Origin of the sequence: Affinirhizobium straminoryzae (assembly GCF_007004135.1) — a bacterium.
Classification (GTDB): Bacteria; Pseudomonadota; Alphaproteobacteria; order Rhizobiales; family Rhizobiaceae; genus Neorhizobium; species Neorhizobium straminoryzae.
The window spans coordinates 12,993-39,218 of the sequence record NZ_VJMG01000042.1; the positions used below are offsets into that span (position 1 = coordinate 12,993).

The 26,226-nt window shown below is 61.3% G+C and carries 24 protein-coding genes, 3 pseudogenes and 1 other annotated feature; of the genes and pseudogenes, 22 read left to right on the plus strand and 5 right to left on the minus strand.

The window, feature by feature from the left end; genetic code table 11:
• Window position 1: 1 nt before the first annotated feature.
• The 5 genes from narI (at window position 2) to FNA46_RS14970 (ending at window position 4,542) form a co-directional block, all read left to right on the plus strand.
• A complete protein-coding gene (gene narI / locus FNA46_RS14950) occupies window positions 2-721 on the plus strand; it encodes a respiratory nitrate reductase subunit gamma (RefSeq protein WP_143126014.1) in 720 nt (239 codons plus the stop codon).
• A gap of 5 nt (window positions 722-726) precedes the next feature.
• Window positions 727-1,689, plus strand: coding sequence for a peptidylprolyl isomerase (locus tag FNA46_RS14955; RefSeq protein ID WP_143126015.1), 963 nt, complete (start codon window positions 727-729; stop codon window positions 1,687-1,689).
• 1 nt (window position 1,690) lies between these two features.
• Window positions 1,691-2,698: a GTP 3',8-cyclase MoaA gene (gene moaA, locus FNA46_RS14960; protein ID WP_143126016.1), complete on the plus strand. Its 1,008-nt coding sequence runs from the start codon at window positions 1,691-1,693 to the stop codon at window positions 2,696-2,698.
• Window positions 2,699-2,701: 3 nt separating this feature from the next.
• The gene (gene mog, locus FNA46_RS14965) at window positions 2,702-3,220 is read left to right on the plus strand and encodes a molybdopterin adenylyltransferase (RefSeq protein ID WP_143126017.1); all 519 of its coding nucleotides are present in this window, start codon (window positions 2,702-2,704) and stop codon (window positions 3,218-3,220) included.
• A 149-nt stretch (window positions 3,221-3,369) separates the two neighbouring features.
• Window positions 3,370-4,542, plus strand: coding sequence for an NnrS family protein (locus FNA46_RS14970; RefSeq protein ID WP_143126018.1), 1,173 nt, complete (start codon window positions 3,370-3,372; stop codon window positions 4,540-4,542).
• Between the two features lie 229 nt (window positions 4,543-4,771).
• On the opposite strand, the pseudogene FNA46_RS14975 reads toward FNA46_RS14970, so the two are convergent.
• Window positions 4,772-5,128, minus strand: a pseudogene (locus FNA46_RS14975) (IS5 family transposase); the annotation flags it as partial.
• A gap of 48 nt (window positions 5,129-5,176) precedes the next feature.
• Between FNA46_RS14975 and FNA46_RS14980 the strand changes: the two are divergent.
• A pseudogene (locus tag FNA46_RS14980) lies at window positions 5,177-6,111 on the plus strand (IS3 family transposase); the annotation flags it as partial.
• Window positions 5,461-5,577: a sequence feature (AL1L pseudoknot), on the plus strand. It overlaps the preceding pseudogene by 117 nt.
• 7 nt (window positions 6,112-6,118) lie before the next feature.
• Here the strand turns inward: FNA46_RS14980 and FNA46_RS14985 are convergent.
• Window positions 6,119-7,525, minus strand: coding sequence for an IS30 family transposase (locus FNA46_RS14985; RefSeq protein WP_210245887.1), 1,407 nt, complete (start codon window positions 7,523-7,525; stop codon window positions 6,119-6,121).
• A gap of 43 nt (window positions 7,526-7,568) precedes the next feature.
• Here FNA46_RS14985 and FNA46_RS14990 point away from each other — a divergent pair.
• Window positions 7,569-7,958: pseudogene (locus FNA46_RS14990) on the plus strand (integrase core domain-containing protein); the annotation flags it as partial.
• 178 nt (window positions 7,959-8,136) lie between these two features.
• On the opposite strand, the gene FNA46_RS15000 reads toward FNA46_RS14990, so the two are convergent.
• Together FNA46_RS15000 and FNA46_RS15005 are read right to left on the minus strand one after the other, a co-directional pair.
• A complete protein-coding gene (locus tag FNA46_RS15000; RefSeq protein ID WP_143126020.1) occupies window positions 8,137-9,285 on the minus strand; it encodes a M20 aminoacylase family protein in 1,149 nt (382 codons plus the stop codon).
• Window positions 9,286-9,397: 112 nt separating this feature from the next.
• Complete coding sequence (locus tag FNA46_RS15005) at window positions 9,398-10,324, minus strand: LysR family transcriptional regulator (protein ID WP_143126021.1); 927 nt, start codon at window positions 10,322-10,324, stop codon at window positions 9,398-9,400.
• Between the two features lie 116 nt (window positions 10,325-10,440).
• Between FNA46_RS15005 and FNA46_RS15010 the strand changes: the two genes are divergently transcribed.
• The 7 genes from FNA46_RS15010 to FNA46_RS15040 all read left to right on the plus strand — a co-directional run bounded on the left by FNA46_RS15010 (window position 10,441) and on the right by FNA46_RS15040 (window position 17,964).
• Window positions 10,441-11,211, plus strand: coding sequence for a serine O-acetyltransferase (locus FNA46_RS15010; protein WP_210245888.1), 771 nt, complete (start codon window positions 10,441-10,443; stop codon window positions 11,209-11,211).
• A gap of 18 nt (window positions 11,212-11,229) precedes the next feature.
• On the plus strand, window positions 11,230-12,129 hold the full coding sequence (locus FNA46_RS15015) for a VOC family protein (RefSeq protein ID WP_143126022.1): 900 nt from the start codon (window positions 11,230-11,232) through the stop codon (window positions 12,127-12,129).
• Between the two features lie 57 nt (window positions 12,130-12,186).
• Window positions 12,187-13,176 carry a LysR family transcriptional regulator gene (locus FNA46_RS15020; protein WP_246103112.1) on the plus strand — a complete coding sequence of 330 codons (990 nt, stop codon included), beginning with the start codon at window positions 12,187-12,189 and terminating at the stop codon, window positions 13,174-13,176.
• A 52-nt stretch (window positions 13,177-13,228) separates the two neighbouring features.
• The gene (locus FNA46_RS15025) at window positions 13,229-14,110 is read left to right on the plus strand and encodes an NAD(P)-dependent oxidoreductase (protein ID WP_143126023.1); all 882 of its coding nucleotides are present in this window, start codon (window positions 13,229-13,231) and stop codon (window positions 14,108-14,110) included.
• Between the two features lie 15 nt (window positions 14,111-14,125).
• The gene (locus tag FNA46_RS15030) at window positions 14,126-15,667 is read left to right on the plus strand and encodes an aldehyde dehydrogenase family protein (protein ID WP_143126024.1); all 1,542 of its coding nucleotides are present in this window, start codon (window positions 14,126-14,128) and stop codon (window positions 15,665-15,667) included.
• A gap of 261 nt (window positions 15,668-15,928) precedes the next feature.
• Entirely contained in the window at window positions 15,929-17,281 is a 1,353-nt protein-coding gene (locus FNA46_RS15035; protein WP_143126025.1) for a DUF3100 domain-containing protein, read from the plus strand.
• Window positions 17,282-17,517: 236 nt separating this feature from the next.
• Window positions 17,518-17,964 carry an aldo/keto reductase gene (locus FNA46_RS15040; protein WP_246103114.1) on the plus strand — a complete coding sequence of 149 codons (447 nt, stop codon included), beginning with the start codon at window positions 17,518-17,520 and terminating at the stop codon, window positions 17,962-17,964.
• A 39-nt stretch (window positions 17,965-18,003) separates the two neighbouring features.
• Here FNA46_RS15040 and FNA46_RS15045 read toward each other — a convergent pair whose 3' ends face one another.
• Entirely contained in the window at window positions 18,004-19,374 is a 1,371-nt protein-coding gene (locus FNA46_RS15045; RefSeq protein WP_143126027.1) for an aminotransferase-like domain-containing protein, read from the minus strand.
• Window positions 19,375-19,638: 264 nt separating this feature from the next.
• Between FNA46_RS15045 and FNA46_RS15050 the strand changes: the two genes are divergently transcribed.
• From FNA46_RS15050 to FNA46_RS15085, 8 genes are all read left to right on the plus strand, one after another.
• Window positions 19,639-20,121 carry an MSMEG_0572/Sll0783 family nitrogen starvation response protein gene (locus FNA46_RS15050; protein WP_075617078.1) on the plus strand — a complete coding sequence of 161 codons (483 nt, stop codon included), beginning with the start codon at window positions 19,639-19,641 and terminating at the stop codon, window positions 20,119-20,121.
• 87 nt (window positions 20,122-20,208) lie between these two features.
• Complete coding sequence (locus FNA46_RS15055) at window positions 20,209-21,198, plus strand: Nit6803 family nitrilase (protein ID WP_143126028.1); 990 nt, start codon at window positions 20,209-20,211, stop codon at window positions 21,196-21,198.
• The gene (locus tag FNA46_RS15060) at window positions 21,191-22,312 is read left to right on the plus strand and encodes an MSMEG_0568 family radical SAM protein (RefSeq protein ID WP_143126029.1); all 1,122 of its coding nucleotides are present in this window, start codon (window positions 21,191-21,193) and stop codon (window positions 22,310-22,312) included. Before FNA46_RS15055 ends, FNA46_RS15060 begins: the two co-directional genes overlap by 8 nt.
• On the plus strand, window positions 22,309-22,848 hold the full coding sequence (locus FNA46_RS15065; RefSeq protein WP_143126030.1) for an MSMEG_0567/Sll0786 family nitrogen starvation N-acetyltransferase: 540 nt from the start codon (window positions 22,309-22,311) through the stop codon (window positions 22,846-22,848). The genes FNA46_RS15060 and FNA46_RS15065 overlap by 4 nt, the downstream gene beginning before the upstream one ends.
• A complete protein-coding gene (locus tag FNA46_RS15070) occupies window positions 22,848-23,819 on the plus strand; it encodes a sll0787 family AIR synthase-like protein (protein WP_143126031.1) in 972 nt (323 codons plus the stop codon). Before FNA46_RS15065 ends, FNA46_RS15070 begins: the two co-directional genes overlap by 1 nt.
• On the plus strand, window positions 23,812-24,090 hold the full coding sequence (locus FNA46_RS15075) for an MSMEG_0570 family nitrogen starvation response protein (RefSeq protein ID WP_143126032.1): 279 nt from the start codon (window positions 23,812-23,814) through the stop codon (window positions 24,088-24,090). The genes FNA46_RS15070 and FNA46_RS15075 overlap by 8 nt, the downstream gene beginning before the upstream one ends.
• 11 nt (window positions 24,091-24,101) lie before the next feature.
• The gene (locus FNA46_RS15080; protein WP_143126033.1) at window positions 24,102-25,358 is read left to right on the plus strand and encodes an MSMEG_0569 family flavin-dependent oxidoreductase; all 1,257 of its coding nucleotides are present in this window, start codon (window positions 24,102-24,104) and stop codon (window positions 25,356-25,358) included.
• Window positions 25,355-26,194: a Pnap_2097 family protein gene (locus tag FNA46_RS15085; RefSeq protein ID WP_246103116.1), complete on the plus strand. Its 840-nt coding sequence runs from the start codon at window positions 25,355-25,357 to the stop codon at window positions 26,192-26,194. Before FNA46_RS15080 ends, FNA46_RS15085 begins: the two co-directional genes overlap by 4 nt.
• The last annotated feature ends 32 nt before the right edge of the window (window positions 26,195-26,226 follow it).

Below are 26,226 nucleotides of genomic sequence, written 5' to 3' on the forward strand. Positions count from 1 at the left end.
GATGAGCGATTTTCTGAACACGCTTCTCTATGGCATCTACCCCTATATCGCGCTGTCCGTGCTGGTGGTGGGTTCGATCATCCGTTACGACCGCGAGCCTTATTCGTGGCGCTCCGGTTCCAGCCAGCTCTTGCGGCGCAAGCAGTTGATGTGGGGCTCCGTGCTGTTTCATCTCGGTGTGCTGATGATCTTTCTCGGCCACTTTGTCGGCCTGCTGACGCCGATTGCGGTCTGGGACTTTCTCGGCGTGACCCACCAGGCCAAGCAAACGCTCGCAGTGGTGGCGGGCGGTGTTGCCGGAACGGCGGCCATCGTGGGGGCTACGCTTCTGGTGCATCGGCGTCTTTTCGATGCCCGTGTCCGCACCCAATCCAGCAATTCGGATAGGCTGATCATCATTCTGTTGTGGTGTCAGCTGTTTCTCGGGCTTTCCACGATTCCGGTCTCGATCGCCCATATCGACGGGCATGAAATGGTGAAGTTCATGAGTTGGGCGCAAGGCATCTTCACATTCGATCCGGCAGCCGCCAGCCACGTCGCCGACGTGCCCCTGGTCTTCAAGCTGCACCTCTTCCTGGGCCTCACCATCCTGCTTCTCTTCCCCTTCACGCGCCTCGTGCACATGCTGAGCGCGCCGGTGCGCTATATCTGGCGGCCCGGCTATCAGGTGGTGCGCCAGCGGGGTGATGGATCGCGGGCAAACCGCGTGGCGGCGGAGTAAACATCATGGTCAATCTGCTCGATCGCCTGAAACCGAAGGCGCCCGCCCATGATCACGGCTGCGGCCACGGTCACGCCTCCGATCATGTGCATGGCAATGTGCCTGCCAATGCCGCGCAGGAGAGCTACAGCGGCTATCAGGAGCCTGACACGACGGTGCCGCCCAAGGCGCAGCCGCTGTTCAGACGCATCCGCGTGAACGGCGTGGAAATTGCCGAACACCTGATCCTGGCCGAAACACAGAACCATCCCTCGGAGAACCCGGGCGAGGCGCTGGCGCAGGCGGCCCGCGCGCTGGTCATTCGCCAGCTGCTTCTGTCGCGCGCGGCCGAGCTGCACGTGTCCGCAACACCTGTCCTGGATGATGAAGGCCGGCGCGAGACGGACGAAGATGCGGCGATCCGCGCCGTCATCGAGCAGGAGACCCGCGCCCCGACCGCAACGGACGAGGAGTGCCGCCGCTACTTCGACAACAACCGGCAGCGCTTCACCTGCGAACCGATGTGGGAGGCCCGCCATATCCTGGTCGCGGCCGATCCCTCCGACCACAAAGCCCGCCAGACGGCGCGCGAAACGGCGGAAGGGCTGATCGCCATGCTGCGCCAGCGGCCGCAGGCCTTTGCCTCGCTCGCGGCCGAGTTCTCCGCCTGCCCCTCCGCCCCGCATGGCGGCAATCTCGGCCAGCTGTCGCCCGGCAGCACCGTGCCGGAATTCGAGGTGGCACTGAGGGGGCTTTGCCCCGGCGAGACTGTGGCGACACCGGTGGAGAGTCGCTACGGCTTCCACATCATCCGTCTCGACCGCAGGATCGAGGCGCAGCAACTGCCTTTCGAGAGTGTACGCGAGACGATTGCCGGCTGGCTGGAGGCTGCGGCCTGGTCCAGATCGGTATCCCAGTATATCGGCCTGCTGGCCGCCGATGCCGAGATTGAAGGGATGAATCTTCTCGGCGCAAGGGGAGGGATGTGACATGGTCTCTTCCGCGCCTGCCCTCAGAGATCGCTTCGGCCGCACCGCCGATTACCTGCGGCTGTCGGTGACGGACCGCTGCGACCTGCGCTGCACCTATTGCATGGCCGAGGATATGACCTTCCTCCCCCGCAACGAGGTGCTGAGCTTCGAGGAGCTTTACCGTCTCTGCCTCATCTTCCTGCGCCACGGCGTGCGGAAGATCCGCGTGACGGGCGGCGAGCCGCTGGCGCGCAGGAACATCATGGCGCTGTTCGGCCTGCTTGCGCCGCATCTGCGCACCGGCGATCTCGATGAAGTGACGCTCACAACCAATGGCACGCAGCTTTCCCGCCATGCCGCCGCGCTGTTTGCGGCGGGTGTGCGGCGCGTCAACGTTTCGCTCGATACGCGGGATGGTGCGCGCTATGCGGCAATCACCCGCCGGGGGCGGATCGAGAAGGTGCTGGCAGGCATCGAGGCTGCCCTTTCTGCCGGGCTGAAGATCAAGATCAACGCCGTTGCCATGCAGGGCGGATTTGAAACGGAGGTCGACGACCTGATCCGCTTCGCACACGGGCAGGGCATGGACCTGACGCTGATCGAGGAAATGCCGCTGGGTGACGTCTCCCACGACCGCCGGGCGAGCCATCTCTCGCTCACCGATCTCAGACAGCGTCTCTCCAGGCGCTGGACCATGACGCCGCTGCCGGATCGCACCGGCGGGCCGGCGCGCTACATGCGGGTGGCGGAGACGGGTGGAAGGCTCGGCTTCATCACGCCGCTCTCCTGCGATTTCTGCGCGGGCTGCACCCGGCTTCGCGTCAGTGCCACAGGCGAACTCTTCACCTGCATGGGGGAGGAGGGCTCGGTCGGCCTGCGCGACGTGCTGCGGTCGGGCGGATCCGATCAGGTGCTGGCGGCGCGTATTCTCGATGCGGTCTCGCGCAAGCCGAAGGGGCATGCGTTTCGCATCAGTTCAAGCGGGGTGGCGGGGATCGCCCGCCCCATGTCCTATCTCGGAGGCTGAGACATGCAGATTGCCATCGTGACGATTTCCGACCGCGCCAGCCGCGGGGAATACGAGGATCTCGGCGGGCCGGCCATCGCGGCATGGCTGAAGTCGGTCGTGGTGGGCGACTACACGCTCATCCGCGAGGTCATTCCCGACGGCCGGGAGAGAGTGCGCGACACGCTGATCCGCCTCTGCGATGAAGCGCAGGTGGACCTGATCCTCACCACCGGGGGCACGGGGCCTGCGCCCCGCGACGAGACGCCGGAGGCCATGACCGACATCCTGGAGCGGGAACTGCCCGGCTTTGGCGAGCTGATGCGGCGCAGGAGCCTTGAACAGGTGGCGACCGCGATCCTGTCGCGCCAGACCGCCGGCACGCGCGGCAAGACGCTGATCGTCAACCTGCCGGGCCGGCCGGCCTCCATCGCGCTCTGCCTCGATGCCGTCTTTCCCGCCATTCCCTATTGCCTTGATCTGATCGGCGCGGGGCGCATCGACACGGATCCCGCCCGCCTGAAGAGCCACCGCCCCGGTTGAGGCGCCCGGGCTGCCGCCTGACGCGTGCCGCCCGTGCGCTGTGTTTGGGCGTGTCCCCGACGCGCAACGGACGCTTTGCCTGCGCCTCGAGTGCCTCTTCAACATATCCTGAGTGCCTGTCTTGACCAGGCCTTGTCCGGAGAACCACCATGGCCAATTCCGCCTCCCGCCCCCATCAGGGGCCTGCCATCCTCTCCTATGGCTTCCGGCCCTTCTTCCTGCTCGGCGCACTCTATGCCGCCATCTCCATGCTTCTGTGGCTGCCGCTTTTGTGGGGGGAGATTGCCTTGCCCAGCGGCTTTCAGCCCGTCGACTGGCACATCCATGAAATGCTCTTCGGCTTCATGGCCGCCATCACCACCGGTTTCCTGCTGACAGCCGTGCCAAACTGGACCGGCCGGTTGCCGGTGCGTGGCCGGCCGCTTGCCCGGCTGACGGCGCTGTGGTGCGCCGGACGGCTGGCAGTGCTCTGCTCGGGCATCATCGGCGCGGTGCCGGCGGCGATCATCGATGGCACCTTCCTGCTTGCCGTCAGCCTCGTGATCGGCCGCGAGATCACCGCCGGGCGCAACTGGCGCAATCTGAAGGTGCTGGTGCCGGTGGTGACCCTGTTTGCCGCCAATCTGCTGTTTCACATCGAGGCCTTGACGACCGGCACGACCGATCTCGCCCGTCGTCTGGCCATCGCCGCCAGTGTAACGCTGATCATGATCATCGGCGGACGGATCATTCCGAGCTTCACCCGCAACTGGCTGGCGCGGGAAGAACCCGGCCGGATGCCCACAGCCTTCAACCGCTTCGATGCCACCTCCATGGGAATGGCCGTTCTCGCGCTGTCGGCATGGACGGCCGCTCCGGAATCCCGCCTCGGTGGTCTCCTCATGCTGGCTGCCGGCGTGGGGCAGGCCGTGCGGCTGACGCGCTGGGCCGGCGAGCGGACGCTTCGCGAACCACTGGTGCTGGTGCTGCATGTCTCCTATCTCTTCATCCCGCTCGGCTTCGTGCTGGCGGGCCTCTCGAGCCTGTTTGCCGATGCCGTGCCCGCGGCCGCCGGCCTGCACGCGGTCGGCGCCGGCGCCATCGGCACCATGGCGCTGTCGGTCATGATGCGCGCCTCGCTTGGCCATACCGGCCATCGGCTGGTGATGGACCGCCGCTCGCGCCTTCTCTTCCTGCTGCTGATGCTCGCCACCGCCTGCCGCATCCTCGCCGCCTTCGATGCGGACCATTTCACGCTGCTGGTGGCAGGCTCCGGCCTCGCCTGGGCGCTCAGCTTCGCCGGCTTCAGCCTGTTCTATGGCCCGATACTGGTTCGCCGCTGACGCAGGCCCCACAGAAAGTGGCGGAAGCGTCACCCAAGAGGAAAGGGATATGGCACTTCGTTATTGAACCCACCCCATGGGAGAGGCAATTCATGGTAGAGGTATATTACGACCCAAAATCATGTAAGGGGGGTGGGTTAAAGGTGAAGTGCTACCCGCGAATGATATCAATCAGTTGTTACTCGCAAGGAAGATGACCATTGCTACACCTAAGGTCAGGACACGTTGATCAGAGCCAGAAGATAACGGTTGCAGCGAGAGAGATGGCGGAAAGAGAAGCCATTGGGCACCTGTCGTAGCGCGTAGCGACACGCCGCCAGTCCTTGAGACGCCCGAACATGATCTCTATTCGGTTGCGCCGTTTGTCGTATTTGATGGTCGTGGTCCGGGATTTCCGACCCGGAATGCAGGGAGTGATCCCCTTCGCCTGTAACGCGTCACGATACCAGTCGGCATCATAGCCACGGTCGGCCAGTAGCCATTTGGCCTTGGGAAGTTCATCAGGCAAGGGGGCAGCACCGGTATAATCACTCATTTGACAGGCCGTTATGAAGAAACTGATCGGGCGACCACTCGCATCCGTCTGAACCGCGCCGGGTTTGCCGGAGCCCCCAACTCGCGAGAAGTAGGGTCGATGACAAGCAAGACGACGAACAAATTCTCTCCTGAAGTTCGTGCCCGCGCCGTTCGGATGGTGATGGAGCATGAAGCCGAACATTCCTCCCGCTGGGCGGCGTTATCATCGATAGCGGCCAAGATCGGTTGCTCGGCGCATACCCTTCATGAATGGGTGAAGAAGGCCGAGGTCGACAGCGGCAAGCGTGCAGGTTTGCCGAGTGACGTGGCGGAGAAGATGAAGGCTCTGGAGCGGGAGAACCGCGAGCTTCGTCAGGCGAATGAGATTTTACGCAAAGCTTCGGCGTATTTTGCTCAGGCGGAGCTCGACCGCCCACTGAAGCGATGATTTCCTTCATCGACGAACACCGCTCGGCGCTCGGGGTCGAGCTGATCTGCAGGCTGCTGCCGATTGCCCCGTCCACCTATTATGAGGTCGTCGCCAAGCGCACGGACGTGGGTCGCGTATCAGCCCGCGAACGGAATGATATCGCCATGAAAGTCGAGATACGGCGGGTGTTCCACGAGAACTTCCAGGTCTATGGCGTGCGGAAAGTGTGGCGATAGTTGCAGCGAGAAGGCTTCGATATCGCTCGCTGCACCGTCGCAAGGCTCATGAGAATGATGGGTCTTCAAGGCATCATTCGTGGCAAGCCCATCAAAACCACCGTATCGGACAAGTCTGCCCCGTGTCCGCTCGACCGCGTCAACCGCCACTTCAAGGCTCCCGCGCCAAACATGCTCTGGCTTTCCGATTTCACCTATGTCGCGACCTGGCAGGGCTTCGTCTACGTGGCCTTTGTAATCGATGCCTTCGCCCGCCGTATCGTTGGCTGGCGGGCCAGTCGAACGGCGCACGCGGGATTCGTCCTCGATGCTCTCGACCAGGCACTCCATGATCGGCGGCCCGTCAAACGTGGCGGGCTGGTTCATCATTCCGACCGCGGCTCGCAAGGCAGATTCAACCGGTCGCCGCAACATCCTCGATCATATCTGATTTGAGCAAACCGTCGAGCGCCTCTGCAGGTGTGCGCCAGCCCAGCGTCTTGCGTGGTCTGCTATTGAGCGCATGTGCTACGGCGCTGAGTTCATCGGCGCCATGCTGGCTGAGATCCGTCCCTTTTGGAAAGTACTGACGCAGCAGGCCGTTGGTATTCTCATTGCTCCCGCGCTGCCATGGGCTTTGAGGGTCGCAGAAATAGATATCGAGCCCAGTGTCGATGCGCAGTCGAGGATGCTGAGCCATCTCCGCGCCTTGGTCCCAGGTGAGTGATCTGCGAAGGTGTGCGGCTAGATCCATGATGGTGCCTGCGATCGCGTCGCGGACGGCTTCGGCCCCATGACCGGCAAGCGCCGGACCGTTTTTGACAGACTTGTCCATCCCATGACGTTCCATGCGTGGGAGGTGCAGGAGCATTGTGAACCGTGTCGTTCGTTCCACCAGCGTACCGATCGCTGAGCTGCCGAGCCCAAGAATAAGATCACCTTCCCAATGGCCGGGTACCGCTCTTTCGTCGATCTCGGACGGGCGATCGCTAATCATCAACGCATCTGTCAGGAAGGATTTGCCACGGCTACGAGCACGTTCGCGAGGCAGCCGCAGCGCTCGTCCGGAACGAAGGCAAGCAGAAAGTTCCCGCTTCAAGGCACCCCGGCCCTGAATGTAGAGCGCCTGGTAGATGGCTTCGTGGCTGATGCGCATGGTCGGGTCCTTAGGGAAATCCAGCACTAGACGCCGCGCAATCTGTTCAGGGCTCCAGGCTTTGGACCAGCGTCGACTTTGTCGATGAACAGCACGCCGTCCTTTCCATACCACGACGGGGCCATCGAAGGCGATGCCGTCGGGCGTGGCTATGAGCCCGGCAAGCCGGTCTTGCACGTAGTCACGAAGCGCAGGATTGGTTGCCAGCTTTCCTGTCTTCGGTCGACGTGCGGCTCGATCAGCATGCCATTGTGCAGTCGTGGCCCGATAGTCGAAGTCTCCGCTGCGTGTCGCCGAGTTGCGCCTGATCTCGCGAGAGATCGTGCTGGGCGAGCGTCCCAGCTTCCGTGCGATGGCACGAATGCCATTGCCCCGAGCGCATTCCAAAGCAATTTCCTCACGTTCCCGGAACGTCAGGTTGCGGCCCGTGAGTGGCGCCGCTGCAGGTGAAAGATGTGTAGGAGGCATGCCACCTGAACTCCGAAACCACCGGATACCGACAGGGCCGGAAACCCCAGCTTCGACGGCTGCTTCTTCACTCGACAGACCTGCCGACACTCCTTGCCAGAACCGGCACAGGTTCTCACGCTGCCACACCGGTGGCCGACCTGGCGAGGACAATTTGCGCCGCGTTGATCGCTCCGACTTCCGTCTTCCCGTCACCATAAACACCTCCAAATTGGGGGTGTTGCGGCGACCGGTTGAATCTGCCCAATATGTGTCCATTCGCTATTCCGAACGGCTAGCGGAGGCGGGCATCGAGCCCTCTGTCGGAAGTGTTGGCGACAGTTACGACAATGCTCTCGCCGAAACGATCAACGGTCTTTACAAGGCCGAGGTCATCCATCGGCGAGGACCATGGCGCAACTTCGAAGCCGTGGAGTTCGCCACGCTCGAATGGGTCGACTGGTTTAACCACCGACGCCTTCTGGAGCCTATCGGCAACATACCGCCAGCCGAGGCAGAAGAACGATACTATGCCATGCTGGACGCGCCAGCCATGGCCGCACAACTTAAACCAAACGGTCTCCGGCAAAGCCGGGGCGGTTCAGTATTCTCCTACGCGGCTAGCACAAAAGCGTTCAGACACACCGTTTAATCCTCACTTGGGGGCCGGCCGAAGAGGTGGAGCTGCTTCGCGAGATATATCGCAGGTTCGTCCATGGGGAAAGCGAGAGTGAAATCACAGCTGAGCTCAATAAGCGGTTTACACCCGTCCACTTCACTGTGACTAAGGATACAAGCAGCTTCGGTGTCGAGCACTGTCGTCATTCCAGCTATCGTAGATAACTTATCGCGGTGGAACGCCACATTTCGACAGCGACGGGAATGATCGTATCATTGAAGTCGAAGCGCGGAGAGTGCAGGCCGGGATTGTCACCCGTGGTGCGGGCAGCACCCAGCCAGAAATAGCAGCCGGGCTTTTCGTTCAGCATAAAGGCGAAGTCTTCCGCAGCCATGGAAGGCGCAGCATCCATGACTTGCAGGTTCAGCGCAGCCGCCTGCGAACGCACCATAGCTGCAACCTCGGGATTGTTGATCGTGGCGGGGTAGCGTCGCTGATAGTCGATCTCGGCGCGGCATCCGAAACCTTCAGCCACGGACCGGGCAACCTGTTCCAGCCGCGCCTGCAGCGTATCCCCGACGCTCGCATCGAACCAGCGCGTCGTGCCACGGATCAGCACGCGCTCGGGAATGACGTTCCACGCGTCACCTCCGTGGATCTGGGTGACGGACACCACCGACGCCTGCATAGGGGAAACGTTGCGGCTCGCAATCGTGTTCAGCGCGCTGACGATTTGTGAGGCGGCCAGCACAGGATCGGCTCCCTCGTGCGGCATGGCACCATGGGCACCACGACCGATGACCTGCACTTCGAAGATCCCAAAAGCCGCCATCATCTGGTCATCACGGGCCACCAGCGTTCCAACCGGCAGCGCGGGCCAGTTATGCATGCCGAGCACCATATCCAGGGGGAAATCGCGGAACAGCCCATCTTCCACCATAGCGCGGGCACCGCCTTCGTTTTCCTCTGCAGGCTGGAATATGAGGTGAACTGTGCCGTCAAAGGTTTCGCTGGCCAGCTCCCATGCCGCTGCAAGCGCCACCGTCACGTGCCCGTCATGGCCACAGGCGTGCATCACTCCGGCCGTCTTGGAGGCATAGGCTGCACCAGTCTCTTCGGTGATGGGAAGCGCATCCATATCGGCACGAATGCCCAATGCCTTTCGGGAGGTTCCCTTCGTCAGAGTTCCGACAACGCCCGTACGGCCGTAACCAGTGCGAACGGCATAACCCCAATCTGCAAGCCTTTGCGCAATGAACCGCGCCGTTTCGATCTCCTGAAAACCAAGTTCGGGGTTGGCATGCAGATGGTGGCGCCAGCGAAGGACCTCTTCAAGTTTTTCGGACGGAAGAGTGTTCATGTCGAAATCCTTTTGGCATTGGAATGCACTGGGCGGCATTGGCTTCTATGGTCATCTTGGCGATTTGTGGAGCAGCTTTGAAGAGCGAAGTAGCGCAACACCTTGTTCTGTCTTACGCAACGCCTGCCGTCGCTTGCGATGGCATGAAATCCCGTGCCGCCTCCAGCAAAACGTCGATAAAGGCGCACAGCGCGGGGTTGCGTGCTTCCTTGGCCCTGATGGCTATCATGATCCTGCGGTGTATCGGAGGGTTCAAACGCTTGATGCAAACCTCCCGCCCCACATGGCGCAGACGCAAGGCCGGCATCACCGATATGCAGCAGCCTGCCCTGATCAAGGCCAGCACCACTTCGAAATCATTACAATATCCGTTGACCTGCGGCTCGAAGCCCGCTTGCCGGCAACGCTCGCGAATGACATCGCTATAGACATTCGAGGCCACATCGAGCGCCCATTTCTCGCCGCGCAGATCAGCCAGGCTCACAGTTTCGGCCATGGAAAGCCTGTGGGACACGGGAAGGATGGCAAAAAGCTCATCTTCCTGCAGGAAGATCCTGTCCACCCGCTCATCCGTCGGATCCGGCGTCAAGGTCAGATCATCGATCAGGGCAATGTCTGTTTGCCAGGATCTGAGCGCCGCAAGCCCTTCGGATGGCTCCATGGCCGACAATGTCACATCGAGTTGCGGATGGCGCTCCCGCGCAAGCCGCATGGCGGCAGGCACAACCGTTGCCGCAATGGAGGGAAAGGCAGCAATGCGGATCTCGCCGCAGATAACCTGTTTCAACGCGGCAAGATCGGTTCTCGCAGCCTCGACCAGTCCGAAAATCCGGTCCGCGTGGTCGATCAGCCGCAAACCTGCGGGAGTAAATGTCACGCCCCTGCCCCGGCGCTCGATCAGCTTCACATCCAGATCGGCCTCCAGCAGCGCCACTTGCTGCGACACCGCCGAAGCTGAAATCAGGAGCGCGTCAGCAACGGCAGCCATGGTCTGCCGGTGGTGAAGCTCGCGCAGGGTTCTCAGTCTCTGGAGGTCCACCGGAGAAATCTTTGTCCATTTTTCCTAATTGATTACCTTACAATTATTAACTGGACCTGGTGATTTGTACAGGGAACACTGCGTCATGACCAAGGTTTCGGAACGGAAGAGGTAGCATGGAGCAGCAGGAAAGACCGTATCAGACGATTGCCGAACGCCTTCTGGCCGAAGTGGCGGATCTGTACCGGCGCAAGCCTGACATTCAAGCCCTGCTTGGTCTTTCCCCAGTCGAATCGGGCGATGCTGCTGGTCTGCTGGCCGATGTTCTGGCAAGCGCCGCAACGGGCCAATCTGATGCCGCGCGTCTTCGGTACCACGCCATGGAAGCTTTCAAAGCCGATGCCAAAAGCTTCGGTGCGGCACTGGTGGATATCGAGACAACAGCGCGCAAGAACTTCGAGCCCGGCGGGCTTTCGGCAACGCTTCTCTATTCGCGCGGCGTTCATGCCGTTCTGGCCCATCGTGTCGCGCATTTTTACTGGACGACAGACGAACGCGACCTGGCGCTGGCGCTGAAGGCGGTGTTTGGGCGGGCATTCTCTACGGATATTCATCCCGCAGCCCGGTTTGGCAAGGGAATCTGGCTTGATCACGGGCTGGGCTTCGTTGTCGGAGAAACGGCCATCATTGGTGATGACGTCAGCATCTGGCACGGCGTCACGCTCGGCAGCACTCTGAAGGACAGCGGTGAACGGCGCCATCCGCGCCTCGGTTCCGGCGTCACTGTCGGCGCCGATGCTGTGCTTCTTGGCGGCATCGACATCGGTGCCGGGGCCGTGATTGCCGCCGGTTCCGTGGTGCTGAAGGATGTGGAACCGGGAACCACCGTGGCAGGCGTTCCGGCAAAGGGCAAACCCCGCACCGAAACATCCTTCAAAGGCATATGACTGAAAGGAGATTTGCGCATGACCGGCTTTCTTGGCATCGACCATCCGCTGATTGCGGTGCGGGACCTTGATGCGGCTGTCGAACGCTTTCGTGCACTGGGGTTCACCTTCGCGCCGCAGAGCCGCCACCCCTGGGGCACCAGCACCTGCATTGCAATCATGGACCGCTCGCTGATCGAGCTTGTCAGCATCTATGATGAAACCCTGCTGGACAGCTATGCTGCGGGCGATTTTCGTTTCGGCCGCTTCGTCCATGACCACCTTCGCGAGCGCGAAGGCATCGCGCTGACGGCACTCAATAGCGACGCGGCGGAAACGGATACGGCACTGGTGATCGCGCGTGGCATCACCTGTCAGGGAACGATCGCCTTCGGGCGGGATGTTAACCGTCCGGATGGCACGCCGGATCGGACATCGACGACGCTGAAGATACTAGGCTCACCGGAAATGCCGCGTCTGTCCAACTTCATCTGCCAGCAGCATCGGCCAGACCTGATCTATGTGCCGCAGTGGAGCACCCACAGGAATGGCGCCATGTCATACTCGCAGCTGACAATTATGGCGGAGAAGGCACATCAGCATGCGGTGCGTGAGCGACTGGCAGGGCTTTATGGCGAACAAAGCCTGTTTGTACTGGAAAACGGCTTCGGCGCACGAACCGGACGCGGCGCCTATGTGGTGACGGATCAAAGGGGCGTGGAACGCCGCTACGGTACCCTGCCCGGCGGTGTGAACCCAGCGGACGGCCCCTGTTGCATCGCGGCGCACATAAAAGTGCCCGATCTGGATCGCGTTGCCGCGATCCTCGCGGAAAACGCCGTTACAGCCACGATCGGCCCCGAGGACATAAGACTGCCGGACGCCGCCGCTTATGGGAACGTCTTCCTTGCTTTTTCAGCCACTGGAATGCCGGTGTAGGTCGCGTTGCTCCGCGCGGAACATATCCCTGCGCGAGCGGATGCAAATGACAGGTGAATGATGGAGATACTCGACGCCAAAGCCCTTCGAATATTCATGGCGGTGGTTCGTTACGGGTCCATCCGCAGCGCAGCCGAGCATCTCTCCGTTGCGCCATCCATCGTCAGCCGGCAGGTGGCGGATATCGAGCGTAATGTCGGCCTGCCTCTGTTCGATCGCAACAGCCGCGGCGTTGCGCTGACGGATGCGGGAGCCCTTGTGCTGGAGCATGGCAAGCGCGTTCTCGAAGACGGGAGCCTGCTTGAGGAGCAACTGGCGCAATTGAAAGGCGTTCAGCAGGGCCGCGTTCGTATCTGCTGCGGTGAGGGATTCCTGGCCGATCTGATCGAACACGGGCTGAAAGCCTTCGTGGATGTCTATCCATCGATCCGCTATGCGGTGCATCTTGGCGGTACCGAAGGGGTGATGCAGGCCGTGATCGAGGGGGATGCCGATATCGGTATCGCCTATAATCCGCTGATCGAGCCGAAGGTCCGGTCTCTGGCGATTTCCCGGCAGCCGCTCTGCGCCATCTTTCACCCATCGAGCCCGCTTGCGGGCCGGAAGACGATCTCGCTCGTGGAATGCATGGCCCTGCCTTGCGCCCTTTTGGGCAAGGGGCACGGCGTAACCGACCTTGTGGGGCGCGTTGCGGCCAATCACGGACTTGCTCTTGCGCCCTTGGTCGAGACCTCCTCGCTCGATGTGCTCAGACGTTTCGTGGTGGCGGGTCTCGGGGTCACCTATCTGCCGCGCTTTGCTGTGGCGACGGAGCTCGCCCGCGGCACCGTGGAGGCGGTTGAACTCTCCGATCCGCTGCTGAACGAGGCCTCCGCCCATCTTATGGTCAAGGCGAGGCGGCGGCTCCCCAATTCTGTTGAGCGGCTGGCAAGCCATCTTGCGACCGCCATGTCGGCGTTTCAAGGGACATTACCGATGTTGCCAAGGCCGCAACGCATTGTTGTCGATCCTGCCGCTACCGCAAACGGTCGGCAGATGTCAGCCTGACCCCATCACAGTGCGTGATGAACTTTGCATAGAATAGAAGGATAAGGGGAACATGCCTGAAGTACAGACGACCGTCGGCGTGATCGGGCTCGGCAGCATGGGGCTCGGCATGGCCCAGACGCTCGCCACCAAGGGGTTCAGAACGCTTGGCTTCGACCTTTCTGCCGATCGTCGCAAACTTGCCGAAGATGCAGGTGTTTTGCCGCAATCCACCATTGCGGACCTGGTTGCAGCCAGCGCGTTTCTGGTTTTCTCGCTGCCGACAGCGCAGGATGTGCGCAGCGTTGTCGAAGGTCATCTTGATCTCCTCAAGGGAAAGACCGGCCAGCGCGTGATCATCATCGATACCTCGACCTCGGAACCGGATGTCAGCCGCGATCTAGCAAAACGGCTGGAGGCGCTGGGCCATGGTTTTCTAGACGCCCCCGTCAGCGGCGGCCCGGCAGGGGCCGCTTCCGGCAAGCTGACCATGATGATCGGCGGTTCTGAGGAGGATCTGGCTCTTGCTCGCCCGGTCATCGAGGCCATGGCGGCAAAGGCTCTGCATGTGGGCCCAAGCGGCGCGGGCAATGTGGCAAAGCTTGTCAACAACCTGCTTGCCGCTGCCCACATGATCACCACCAGCGAGGGGCTGAAACTCGCACTTGCCGCTGGCATCGATCCGGAAGCGGCCTTGCGCGTGGTCAACGCCGCATCCGGCAAATCGATGATCAGCGAGGTGCATTTCCCGACCTGGGTTATGTCCGACCGCTTCGACAGCGGTTTCTCCATGGGATTGATGCGCAAGGATGTGCGCCTTGCCAAGAAGCTTGCAGACAGCACCGGTGCGCAGCTGCCGCTGGCCGAACAGGTGGCAAGCCTGTGGGCCGGCTCGACGGAACTGGCAGATAGCGACGACTTCACGCGCATGGGCGCGTTCAAAGCGAAAAACTAACGGCGGAACAGGACTATGGATAGCTTGGACATACACGTGGAGCCGGGTGTTCGCATCGCGAAGCTGATGAAGGACATTCTCGGTACCGAGACGATCGGCAGCCTGATTGACGGTGCAGTCATGTCGGGTCACGGCGAAAGCCTTTCCCTGACAGACCCTTCGACCGGCAAGGTGTTCGCAACCTTTGCCGATGCCGACGCAGGCGTCGTGGATACCGCCATGGACGCCGCCGAACGCGGCCAGAAAGAGTGGATGAAGCTGACCGCCTCCGCCCGCGGGCGGGTGATGAACGAGATCGGCCGCAAAATCCGCGAATATGCAGCTGTCATTGCCGAGGTGGAAAGCCGCTCCGCAGGAAGGCCGATCCGCGATATTCGCGGCGAGGTGATCAAGGTCGCCGAGATGTTCGAATATTATGCGGGCTGGTGCGACAAACTGCATGGCGAGGTCATTCCCGTGCCGACCAGCCATTTGAACTACACGCGGCATGAGCCTGTGGGCGTGGTCGTCCAGATCACGCCTTGGAATGCGCCGCTGTTTACCGGCGGCTGGCAGATTGCGCCCGCCATCTGCGCAGGCAATGGTGTCGTCATCAAGCCCTCGGAACTGACGCCGCTCAGCACGCTCATCCTGGGCCTTCTCTGCGAAAAGGGCGGCGCGCCAAAAGGTCTCGTCAACGTTCTGGCGGGTGCGGGTCCCACTGCGGGTCAGGCCGCCGTTGCCCATCGGAAAACCGGTCTCGTCGTCTTCGTCGGATCGGCTGCGGCTGGATCGAGCATCGCCGCGACGGCGGCCCGCAATGTCGTGCCCTGCATCCTGGAACTGGGTGGCAAATCCGCCAACATCGTCTTTGGCGATGCTGATATTCCACGCGCCATCGCAGGCGCTCAGGCGGCGATTTTCGGCGGCGCCGGCCAGAGTTGCGTGGCCGGTTCACGCCTTCTGGTGCATCGCTCCATTCATCGCGAGTTCGTGGAACAATACGCGCAGGCCGCAGGCCGCATTCCCGTTGGCGACCCTTCGCTCGATACGACCCATATGGGACCGATCAACAATCTGCGGCAATGGACGAAGATCGGCGACATGGTGCGGCAAGGCGTGAGTGAAGGTGCGCGACTGGCAGCGGGTGGAGCACGGCCCGAAAGCCTGGAGCACACCGGCGGCTACTACTTCGCACCCACCATTCTGGACGAGGTACGGCCCGAGATGAGCATTTCCCGTGAGGAAGTATTCGGGCCGGTGGTCGGCGTGACGCCCTTCGATACGGAGGAAGAAGCGATCGCGTTGACGAATGACAATCCCTACGGTCTGGCCGGTGCCGTCTGGACGCAGGATGTCGGTCGCGCCCATCGGGTTGCCGCGCAGGTCCGCGCCGGAACCTTCTGGATCAACGGCTACAAGACGATCAGCGTCATGTCACCTTTCGGCGGCTTCGGTCGCAGTGGCTATGGGCGTTCCAGCGGTCGCGACGCATTGATGGCCTATACGCAGGCCAAGAGCGTGTGGGTGGAGACCGCCGCTCAGCCCGCAGTAACCTTCGGCTATGTTGCTGGTTGATCGCTGACTCGGATCACCGCGGACAAACCCATTTGCCGTCGCCTGCGAACCGTGGGCGGCGGCTTTTTGATGCTTGCGGGGTGGCGCGGTTCAAGTCTGCCGCGCCTCCCCACAGGTAACTCGGAGACTTCTGTTGCATCCAAAGCAACACCTTGTACCGGTCCAGGCTTCTACCCAAGAATTGCACTGTGACGTTCACTGGGCAGGGTCCATCAGTCTTGGCCGCGTGCAACGGCCCTGACACAAAAAAGGGGAATGCACATGTCGAGTTATACGCCAACCTCCGCGGCGGCGGCAGTTCCGCGCGGCCCTGTCTTTCAATTCATCCTTCTCAGTCTGGCAATGGTCTTTGCCGTTCTGGTGGCTGAGGCCATTGGCAACATCACCGTTCCCATGGGCATCACCAAGGTCGTCCTGTTTCCGATTGTGTGGGCGCTGCTGATCGGTGCGGCCATCAGCGTCATTCACCGCAACCTGCCGGGACAGCGCGCGGCCTCGGTACAGACGCAATTCATGGCCTCTGCCTTGATCCAGGTGGCAATCGGTTTCTTTGTCGTGAAGCTGGGCTTCATCATTGGCGAGTCTCTGCCGAAGATCGCTTCGGCGGGCTGGGCGCTGGCGTTTCAGGAACTCGGTCATTTCCTCGGCACCATGGTGTTTGCCCTGCCGCTGGCCCTGATTCTGGGTATCAAGCGCGAGGCAGTCGGCGCGACATTCTCGATCGGGCGCGAATTTTCCGTCGCCATCATTTCCGAACGCTACGGCATGAATGCGCCGGAGGGCCGCGGCGTGCTGGCCGAATATGTGATCGGCACGGTACTGGGCGCGCTCTTCATCGCCTTCCTGGCGGGAACAATGGCGGGGCTTGGCATCTTCCATCCATGGTCATTGGCCATGGGGGCGGGCGTCGGTTCCGGCAGCATGATGTCGGCCGCCGTCGCGGCCATCACAGCGCAGCATCCGGCTGATGCCAAGGAGATTGCAGCATTCGCGGCAGCGGCAAATCTCCTGACAACCACGGTCGGGACCTATTTCACTCTATTCCTGTCGCTGCCTCTCGCCAACTGGCTGTATCACAAGCTTGAGCCGGTGCTATCGCCCAAGCGTTCCGTCTATGGCAACACGCAAAGTACATCGACGGAAATGACCGAGGCGCTCTCTTCCGTGGCCAAGGGAGAAGATACGCCGATATGGCTGATGGGCGCGACGCTCATCGCTTCCGGTGGCGTTGCCCTGCTCGGCAACTGGATTGCAACGGGAACGTCTCCAACCGATGCGCTGCCTGCAATGCTGATCATGGGGGTGATCGCCGTTGGCGGATACCTGGTTCACCAAGCGCTTGCCTTCCTGAAGATCCCCTTGGTGTGCTGGGTTTCCCTGCTTGCCGTGTTCACAACCGCGCCTTTTTCGCCGCTCGCCACCCACGTCAGCCCGCTTGCGGCCAAGATGGCACTGTTGCCGCTCGTAACACCGGTTCTCGCCTTCGCCGGTCTTTCGCTGGCAAAGGATCTACCTATCCTGAAACAACTTGGCTGGCGCATCATCGTTGTCTCGCTCGTCGCCAACGCCGGAACCTTCATCTTCGGCACGATCATCGCCGAGTTCTTCCACTAACGACAGGTGGCGGGGGACTTCGGTCCCTTGCCTTCGATCGGCTTATGCGAGCAACAAACAAGTTGCGGTCTGCCTACCACTTCACTGGATTAGACCGATTTCTTCGAATCCACCCGCAGGTTTCAACGCTCAAGGCGTGGTAGTTTTCATTCATGGGCGAGACACCTCGTGTAGCGATAGCGCTTCCAAGGCGCTCCCTACCTTCCAACGAAGGTATGCCCATCGGCAACTTGCCAATGCCAGAGACGCTCACACTACGGCCTGACTGGCCAATTAAGGTTGCAAACGCTCTTTTCGTCAAGATCGCTTACCCGATGCGCGGGCGGCGTCCACTTCTAAACAGCTTTCGAACTGGCTCGAACGACCTAAATAGGGGCGCCGATCGCTGTAGTGAGGATGTGCTCGCTTACTGCCAGGCAAACGGCATTGGCCTTGTTCCCTGTTATCCGCTTGCCGCCGGGCGGTTGACGCAGCCGGGCTCGATCCTCTCTCGGTTGGCGGCGCAAAAGAGTGTGTCAGCAAGCCAGGTCGTCCTCACCTGGACCCTGAAGCGTAGCCCAGTCCTATTGCCGATCCCGGTGACATCTGAGGTCGCCCACCTGGAAGAAAATGGCGCCGCAGCTGGCGTCGAACTGACTGACAAGGAATTCCTGCAATTGGACGATGCCGGTCGCAGGGTGTGACGCCCATCAGTACAATTGGGTGCTGCGTGAGTTCGTGCGTCACCCCATCCAGCCTGCATCGGACAGGGAGTTGGCAATAAACAGAAGGCCGGCTCGCAGCTCCTCCCTGTTGATGACGCCTCCGAGGCATACGCGCACATGCTCATCGGGGGTGCCAAGCACCGTAAAGGCATCTGATGGCATCAGTCCCACATGCCGGCCTGCCATCCGCCCCATCAATTCCGCGCGGCTTGCGCCCACCGGCAGCTTCAGCCAGATGTTGAAGGCTTCCGGCTCTCCCTTGAAGCTGTAACCGGCCAATGTTTCCGTAGCGATGATCTGGCGGGCCGCACTTTCAGTGCGGATGAAGCGACGGATGGCATCCGCCGTCCCGTCTTCGATCCAGCGTGTCGCAAGCGCCATGCAGATCGGCGACGGCATCACGGCGCTCGCACGCAGGGCCTGTGCCAGCGAATAGGCGGCTCGCGCATTGGGGGCGACGGTATAGGCAAGGCGAAGGCCGGCGCCTAGGCATTTGGCAAGCCCGCCAATGTGCCAGGTCAGATCCGGCGCAAGCGTCGCGAACGGTGCGGGGGCGATCGCCGGGATGAAACCGTAGGCATCATCCTCGATCAACGGGAGCCTGTGGCGTATCAGAACTTCGGCAATCTCCATCCGGCGCGCTTGGGGAATTGTCAGCGTTGTCGGGTTCTGGACGGTGGGGTTCAGATAGAGCGCCTTCGGCTGATGCAGATGGATGGCGGCATCGAGCGCCCCCGGCAATATGCCGGATGCATCCATGGGAAGACCCACCAGCTGAAGGCTCATTCTGGCGGCAATGGCGCGCAGCCCGGGATAAGTCACGCCTTCACATAAGATGACATCTCCCGGCCGCGTCATGGTCGACAGCAGCGCGGTCATTGTCGCATGGGCGCCGGGCGTGATTGCAATCCGTTCCAGGCTCGGCACCATGCCGCGTTTTGAAAGCCAGGAGGATGCGGCTGCCTTGTCCTGCGCTCCGCCCGTGGTGGACTGGTAGCGAAGAAGGGAAACGAGATTGGCCGCGACGGTTCGCAATCCCTCCTGCATGCGAGCGACAAGATCGGGGTCTTGCGGTTCCGGCGGCATGTTCATCGAAAGATCTTCGTCGCGTGTGCGGCGGGGATCGGCTTCATGACGCGCATAGGCAGGCGTGCTGACGAATGTGCCGCGCCCGACATGGCTCTCGACCAGACGGCGAGCGTTGGCTTCCGTATAGGCGCGGCTGACTGTGGTGAAATCGATGCCGAGCTTCTCCGCAAGCTTCCTTTGGGGCGGCAATCTTTCCCCTACGGTGATCTCGCCTGTCTTGATGGCCGTTTCGATCGCGTCTGCAATTTGGAGGTAACGCGGTTTGCCATCGGGCCTGAGCACCGGAAGCCATTTCGTCATGCCGTCTCGAATCCTGTCTTTCATCAATTGTTGCTAATTGTATGCATTGATTCCGAGCGATGCAACCCACGAATTTGGGGGGGATATTTTAAGCAAATACATTGAAAAACCGCCTATTCTGTGGGCGCCATGCGATGAAATAATGCAAGTCGAAGTCCGAAATTCCATAAATGCAAAATTATTGTATGGATATTGCACTTAATATTGATTCATACAATTTCCGTCGTAGGCTCGGTCATCCCCACCGCAACAGGAGCGACTGAAATGCCTCAAGTCACGCATGAAGCCCACAAAGATGGCGACTTCTTCGTTGATTACGAATCCAAGGTCTTCGAGGATGTGAAGGCCGATCCGGGCGAAAAGGCCCTGGTGACCTTTCATACAGTCGCCTTCGAGGGCTCCATCGGCCTCGTCAATATTCTCAATGCCATTCGCCTGCAGCGCAAAGGCTATGAAACTTCGATCCTTCTGTATGGCCCCGGCGTGACGCTCGGCATCCAGCGAGGCTTTCCCAAGCTTGGTGACGAGGCGTTTCCGGGCCACCTGAATTTCAACAAGAACCTCGAGCGCTTCATGAAAGAAGGCGGCAAGGTCTATGCATGTCGCTTCGCGCTGCAGGCGCTTTACGGTCACGGCGAGCCATCGTTGATCCCGGGTATCATTCCGATCCTGCCGCAGGACGTGCTCGACTGCATTCTGCTGCACAAGAAGGCCAACGCGCTGATCATCGACACTTGGACCGTCTGATCCTTGCCGGGATGTCCGGCCTCCGTGTTGGCCCGGGCATCCCGCACCCTGACCCCACGCACCTTGACCGATGCGAAAGAGCTTGCCATGTCCCGAACCGTCCGTGCCGCCGCTGTCCAGATCGCGCCTGACCTCACATCGCGCGCCGGGACAGTCGAGCGTGTCCTCAACGCAACTGCAGAAGCTGCTGAAAAAGGCGCTGAACTGATTGTCTTCCCGGAGACCTTTGTTCCCTGGTACCCCTACTTCAGTTTTGTCCTGCCGCCCGTGCAGCAGGGACCGGAGCATCTGCGACTGTACGAGGAAGCCGTCACGGTTCCCTCCGCCGAAACCAGAGCCGTGGCTGAGGCTGCGCGCAAACGCAGTGTGGTCATCGTTCTGGGCGTGAACGAACGGGACCGTGGATCGCTCTACAACACCCAACTGATTTTCGATGCCGATGGCACTCTGAAACTCAAGCGTCGCAAGATCACGCCCACCTATCATGAACGGATGATCTGGGGGCAGGGCGATGGAGCTGGTCTGAAGGTTGTCGATACCGCCGTCGGACGTGTCGGTGCGCTTGCCTGCTGGGAGCATTACAATCCCCTGGCGCGCTATGCCCTCATGGCGCAGCACGAGGAAATCCATGCCTCTCATTTCCCGGGCTCTCTCGTCGGTCCGATCTTCGGTGAGCAGATCGAGGTTACCATGCGCCATCATGCGCTGGAATCCGGCTGTTTCATCGTCAATGCCACAGGTTGGCTCAGCGAAGAGCAGATCCATTCGATCCACCCTGACCCCGCGCTGCAGAAGGGCCTGAGGGATGGCTGCATGACCTGCATCATCACCCCCGAAGGGCGCCATGTCGTGCCGCCGCTGACGTCGGGAGAGGGCATTCTGATCGGCGACCTCGATATGCGTCTGATCACCAAGCGCAAGCGAATGATGGATTCGGTCGGGCATTACGCACGGCCCGAACTGCTGCATCTTGTCCAGGATGTGCGCCCTGCCCGGGCGCTGGAGCAGATCGGCAGCGCCCACCCGCACAATGAAGATCTCGACATTGCCAGTTTTCCGGAGGTTCAAGATGCTTGATCTGAAGCCCGCGACCAATCCCGAACTCATCAACGATCTCCAGACCAAAGGCATGCGGCTTGTCGATCCGCGCGCGGGTCACGAGAGCAGGCGCGGTGGGGCCGGTCCCTCCGATCACAAGGCGGTCAGCTTCGGCGATACGACAGTCATGGTGCCGGTGCATACCGCGCCCGCTTTCGACAGCCCCTATCTGGTCGAAGCGCCCGGTGCCGATGGCCAGGCGCGCATCACGCGAGACGGGGCGGAAGTGGCCCGTATCCGCTTCCCCAATCGCCCAAAATTCTATGACCTCGTCACGGCGGACGGCATTCCCTACAACAAGATCGCTGTGTTGCATTCGCGCGACGTACTTGCCACCACGGTTCTGCAAACCTGCATTCGCTATGAAAGCCGCAAGAAGACCTGTCAGTTCTGTTCGATCGGCCAAAGCCTTGCTGCCGGTCGCACCGTTGCACACAAGACGCCGGAGCAGCTGGCCGAAGTTGCCAAGGCAGCCGTCGAGCTGGACGGCGTCAAGCACATGGTCATGACGACGGGTACGCCGCCGGGTAAAGATCGCGGTGCTGCGATTCTTGCCGAAAGCGCACGAGCAGTCAAAGCCGTCGTGGATCTGCCGATCCAGGTCCAGTGCGAACCGCCGGAAGATGATATCTGGCACCAGCGCATGAAGGATGCAGGCGCCGATGCGCTCGGCATGCATCTGGAAGCGGTCACGCCTGCGGTGCGCGAGCGCATCATGCCCGGCAAGGCCAGCGTGCCGCTGGAAAAGTACTTTTCCAGTTTTGAGGCTGCGGTGAAGGTGTTCGGGCGAGGACAGGTCTCGACCTATATTCTCGCGGGTCTGGGCGATACCCAGGAAGCGATCCTCGACATGTCGGAACGGCTGGTCGCGATGGGGGTCTATCCCTTTGTCGTGCCCTTCGTGCCGATTTCGGGAACGCCTCTGGAAAGCCATCCGGCACCGACATCCGAGTTCATGGCGGGCATTCTGGAACCGCTCTCGCGCATCGTGATCGAAGGCGGCCTCAAGGCTACCGACATCAAGGCCGGATGCGGCAAATGCGGCGCCTGCTCTGCTCTTTCCACCTATGAAAAGCTGAGGGTTCCGGCATGAGCCTTATGGACCATCAGGCCTTCATCAGCCCGGAATTCATCATTCGCGCAGCAACGGAAGCCTGGGAAGTGGCGGGCGCTCGGCGCCTGCGGCATCAGGTTTTCGTCGAGGAACAGAAGATCTTTGCCGAACACGACCGGGACGCAATCGACGAGATCGCGCTTCCGCTGGTGGCCATTGCCACCGTCGCGGCTGAACCTTCCGACGTCGTCGGCACGGTGCGCATTCATCAGTCCTCACCAAGCGTCTGGTGGGGTTCACGGCTGGCCGTTGCTCCCGACTATCGAAGGGTTGGCCGGCTTGGGGCGGAACTGATCCGCCTAGCGGTCAGTACGGCGAATGGCGCCGGCTGCCATGAGTTCAATGCGCATGTGCAGCTTCAGAATGTTCCGCTCTTCCGGCGGCTTCACTGGGAGGCGGTGAAGGAAGTCGATCTTCACGGCGTGCCGCATATGCATATGCAGGCGTCGCTCCCCTATTATCCGGCCATCGGCAATCCTGCTGCCGGCTGGTCTGCCAGAGCGCGGAGGGGGTAATGGATCTCCGCGACATCGCCACTCAACTGACAGCGCATCCCTCGATCCGCGGCAAGCTTGATATCGCGGCTTCGACACGCGCATTGGCCTTGACCGCGTCTACGAGTGGTCGTCCGGGCGACGATGCGGCAGCGATTGCGCGACCTGACGGCGGCTGGGACCTCTTCGCCGGCGAAGGCTTCATGCCACAATTCGTGCAAGATGATCCCTGGTTTGCGGGGTGGTGCGGCGTCATGGTCAACCTGTCGGATATTGCTGCCATGGGAGGGCGCGCAACCGCGCTTCTGGATGCGATATGGGCGCCGGACGCGGCCTCTGCCGACCCTTTGCTGAAAGGCTTGCGAGATGCGGCACAAGCCTATGGCGTGCCGATCGTGGGTGGCCATACCAATCTGCGGAGCGCAGAGCTCAATCTTGCCGTCTCCGTGACGGGGCGGGCAAGCCGCTTGATTTCTAGTTTCGCTGCCCAACCGGGTGATGTGCTGATCGCCGCCATCGATCATCGTGGAGAATACAGGCCACGCTTCGACAACTGGTGCGCAGCCCTCGACGCGCCGCATGATCGTCTGCGCGGGGATTATGAACTCCTGCCGCTGCTGGCAGAACGGGGTCTGGTCGATGCAGGTAAGGATATCAGCCAGGGCGGCATTGTTGGCACGGCCCTGATGCTGGCCGAATGTTCACGCTGCGGGTTCGACATCGATCTCGCGGCCATTCCTTTGCCGCCCGGTGTGGAGATTGTCCGGTGGCTGCGAACCTTTCCGAGCTATGGCTTCCTGCTGTCGGTTCGACCAGAGAATGCATCTGAAGTGTGCGCTGCGTTCGCGGAGCGCGACATCAGCGCGGCAGTCATCGGGAAGGCCCATGCCAAGCCGGAGATTGCCCTAGCGCGGCAGGAGGATCGCGCGATCTTCTGGGACTATGCATCTTCGCCCTATCTCACGCTCTCCAAGGAAACAGCGCATGCCTGAAGTCCGCTTTACGATCCGCTGGCCCGACGGGGCAGAAGAGAGTTGCTACTCGCCTTCCACTGCTATCCATCGCCATCTCGCCGCGGGTGAGACCTATCCGCTTGCTGAATTCCTGGAGCGTGCCCGCGCTGGACTGAACGAAGCGTCTGAGCGGGTGGCGGCCAAATACGGTTTCGCCTGTTCTGCCGCCATGGACCAGTTGGCGCTCATCGAGCAGGCCGCGAAGAACCAACCATTGGACGGGCATGTGACCTGTCTCTCCCTGTCATGAAAGGGCTTCCCATGATTGAGATCCATCCATCTCGTATTCCTGTCCTGATCATCGGCGGCGGGCAGGCCGGACTTTCCGTCAGCTGGTATCTGATGCGAGAAGGCATCGAGCATGTTGTCCTGGAAAGGCATCGCCGTTTTGAGAGCTGGCGCAACAATCGCTGGGACAGCTTCTGCCTTGTCACGCCCAATTGGCAATGCCGCCTGCCGGGCTGGGCCTATAATGGAAGCGATCCTGACGGGTTCATGCTGAAGGACGAGATCGTCGACTATCTGGATGGCTTCGCGGAAAGCTTCAATCCGCCCTTACGGGAGGGCGTGGACGTCACCCGCGTCGCACCGCGTGATGGCGGCGGCTATCTGGTCGAAACGACTGTGGGGCATTGGATTGCCGATCAGGTTGTGATTGCCACTGGCGGTTACGACAACCCGATTGTGCCGCCCTATGCCGCGGATCTCGATCCCGCTATCGTGCAGATGCACTCGCGCGATTATCGCCGCCCGTCGCAGCTGCCCGAAGGTGCGACGCTGATTGTCGGAACGGGCCAATCCGGCGTACAGATCATGGATGATTTCCATCTGGAAGGTCGGCCTGTCCATCTTGCCGTCGGTCCGGCACCGCGTAGCCCGCGCAAATATCGCGGGCGCGACGCAACCGACTGGCTCTATGACGCGGGCACCTATGCGGTCACCATCGATCGCCACCCCGATCCCATCAAGGCGCTGACCCAGACCAACCACTACATGTCCGGGCGCGATGGCGGCAAGGAGATCGATTTGCGCAAATATGCGCTCGAAGGCGTAAAGCTTTACGGCTCCGTCGCGGGTGGCGCCGGCACGAAGATGAGCTTCCTGCCCGATCTGGAAAAGAACCTTGATGATGCGGACCGGAGTTATCTCGGTATTCGTACGCAGATCGATGCCTGGATCGCCTCGCAGGGGATCGATGCGCCCGAAGAACCGCCGTTCGAGAAGGTGTGGCGGCCTGAACAGGAGATCACGGAAGTCGATCTGGTCGCCTCCGGTGTTACCTCGATCATCTGGGCGATCGGTTTTCGTCCGGACTATTCTTGGCTTGAGGTCGATTGTCTGGATGAACGCGGCAAGCCCAAGTACCATCGCGGCGTGACTGAGGCGTCGGGGTTATACTTCATCGGCCTCGGCTGGCTAAACACCTGGGGCTCCGGGCGCTTCCTCGGGATTGATGAAGACAGCCGGTACCTCAGCGAGCAGATCGTGGCGCTCCAGAAGAGAGCGGTCGCTGCATGACACTTCCGGCTTCTGCTCCTTGCCTGCCGCCGCAGTTGACGGAGCGGCATGTGCTTGGAATGGCCGAGATGGGATATCTCGGCCTGTCCGAGCAATGGTTGCTACGTCGCGCCGGCGACATGCACTGGCGGCTTATCGCCCGTGCCATGGGGCAGCGGGAGGCCGTGTTCACCTGCGCGGCAGGAGAGCCGCTCTACGCCGCCTTCTGCGCTACACGTCTGTATATCAACTCGCCTGAGCGTCCCCGGCTCGGGGGTGAGTTGACGCTTGCTGCCGATCTTTACCGCGTCGGGCATGGGCGGCTGGCGTCTGTGCAGCGCATTAAGGTGGATGACAGTTCGATCGGTCATCTCATCCTGATCTCGACCTTTGTCGGACGCGCTGACCCATCGAGCAATCGCTCCATCGTGCGGCGGGCGCCCAAGGTGTTGGTGGTGCCCCCCGACGCGCCGGCTCTCGTCCAGAGAATGGCACGGAGCGCCAGCGACGCGGCGCGTTCAGCAGGCAAGGGTGAAATGGAGATGCCGGCGGCACTGCAATCTGCATCGGTCCGGCCTTGCCCCTCTACCGATTTCAACGCTGTCGGGCTTCTCTATTTTCCCAGCTTCAGCGCACTGGCCGAGCGGGCAGTGTTCGAGGCAGGCGCCTCCCATGTGTGCGCGCTGCAATCCCGTAACGTCGTTTATCTAGGCAACCTGGAGCCGGGAGAGCGCGTGACCGTGGCATTTAACCAGAATCCCGTCCGGCAACACGCGTTCTTGCGGGGTGAGGACGAGCGGCTGATCGCCGTCATGCGGACCCGCTATTGTGACATGGCTGTTCAAGAACAGCGTTGAGCAAGAGTACATTTGTAAGCGGTGTTCTCAGG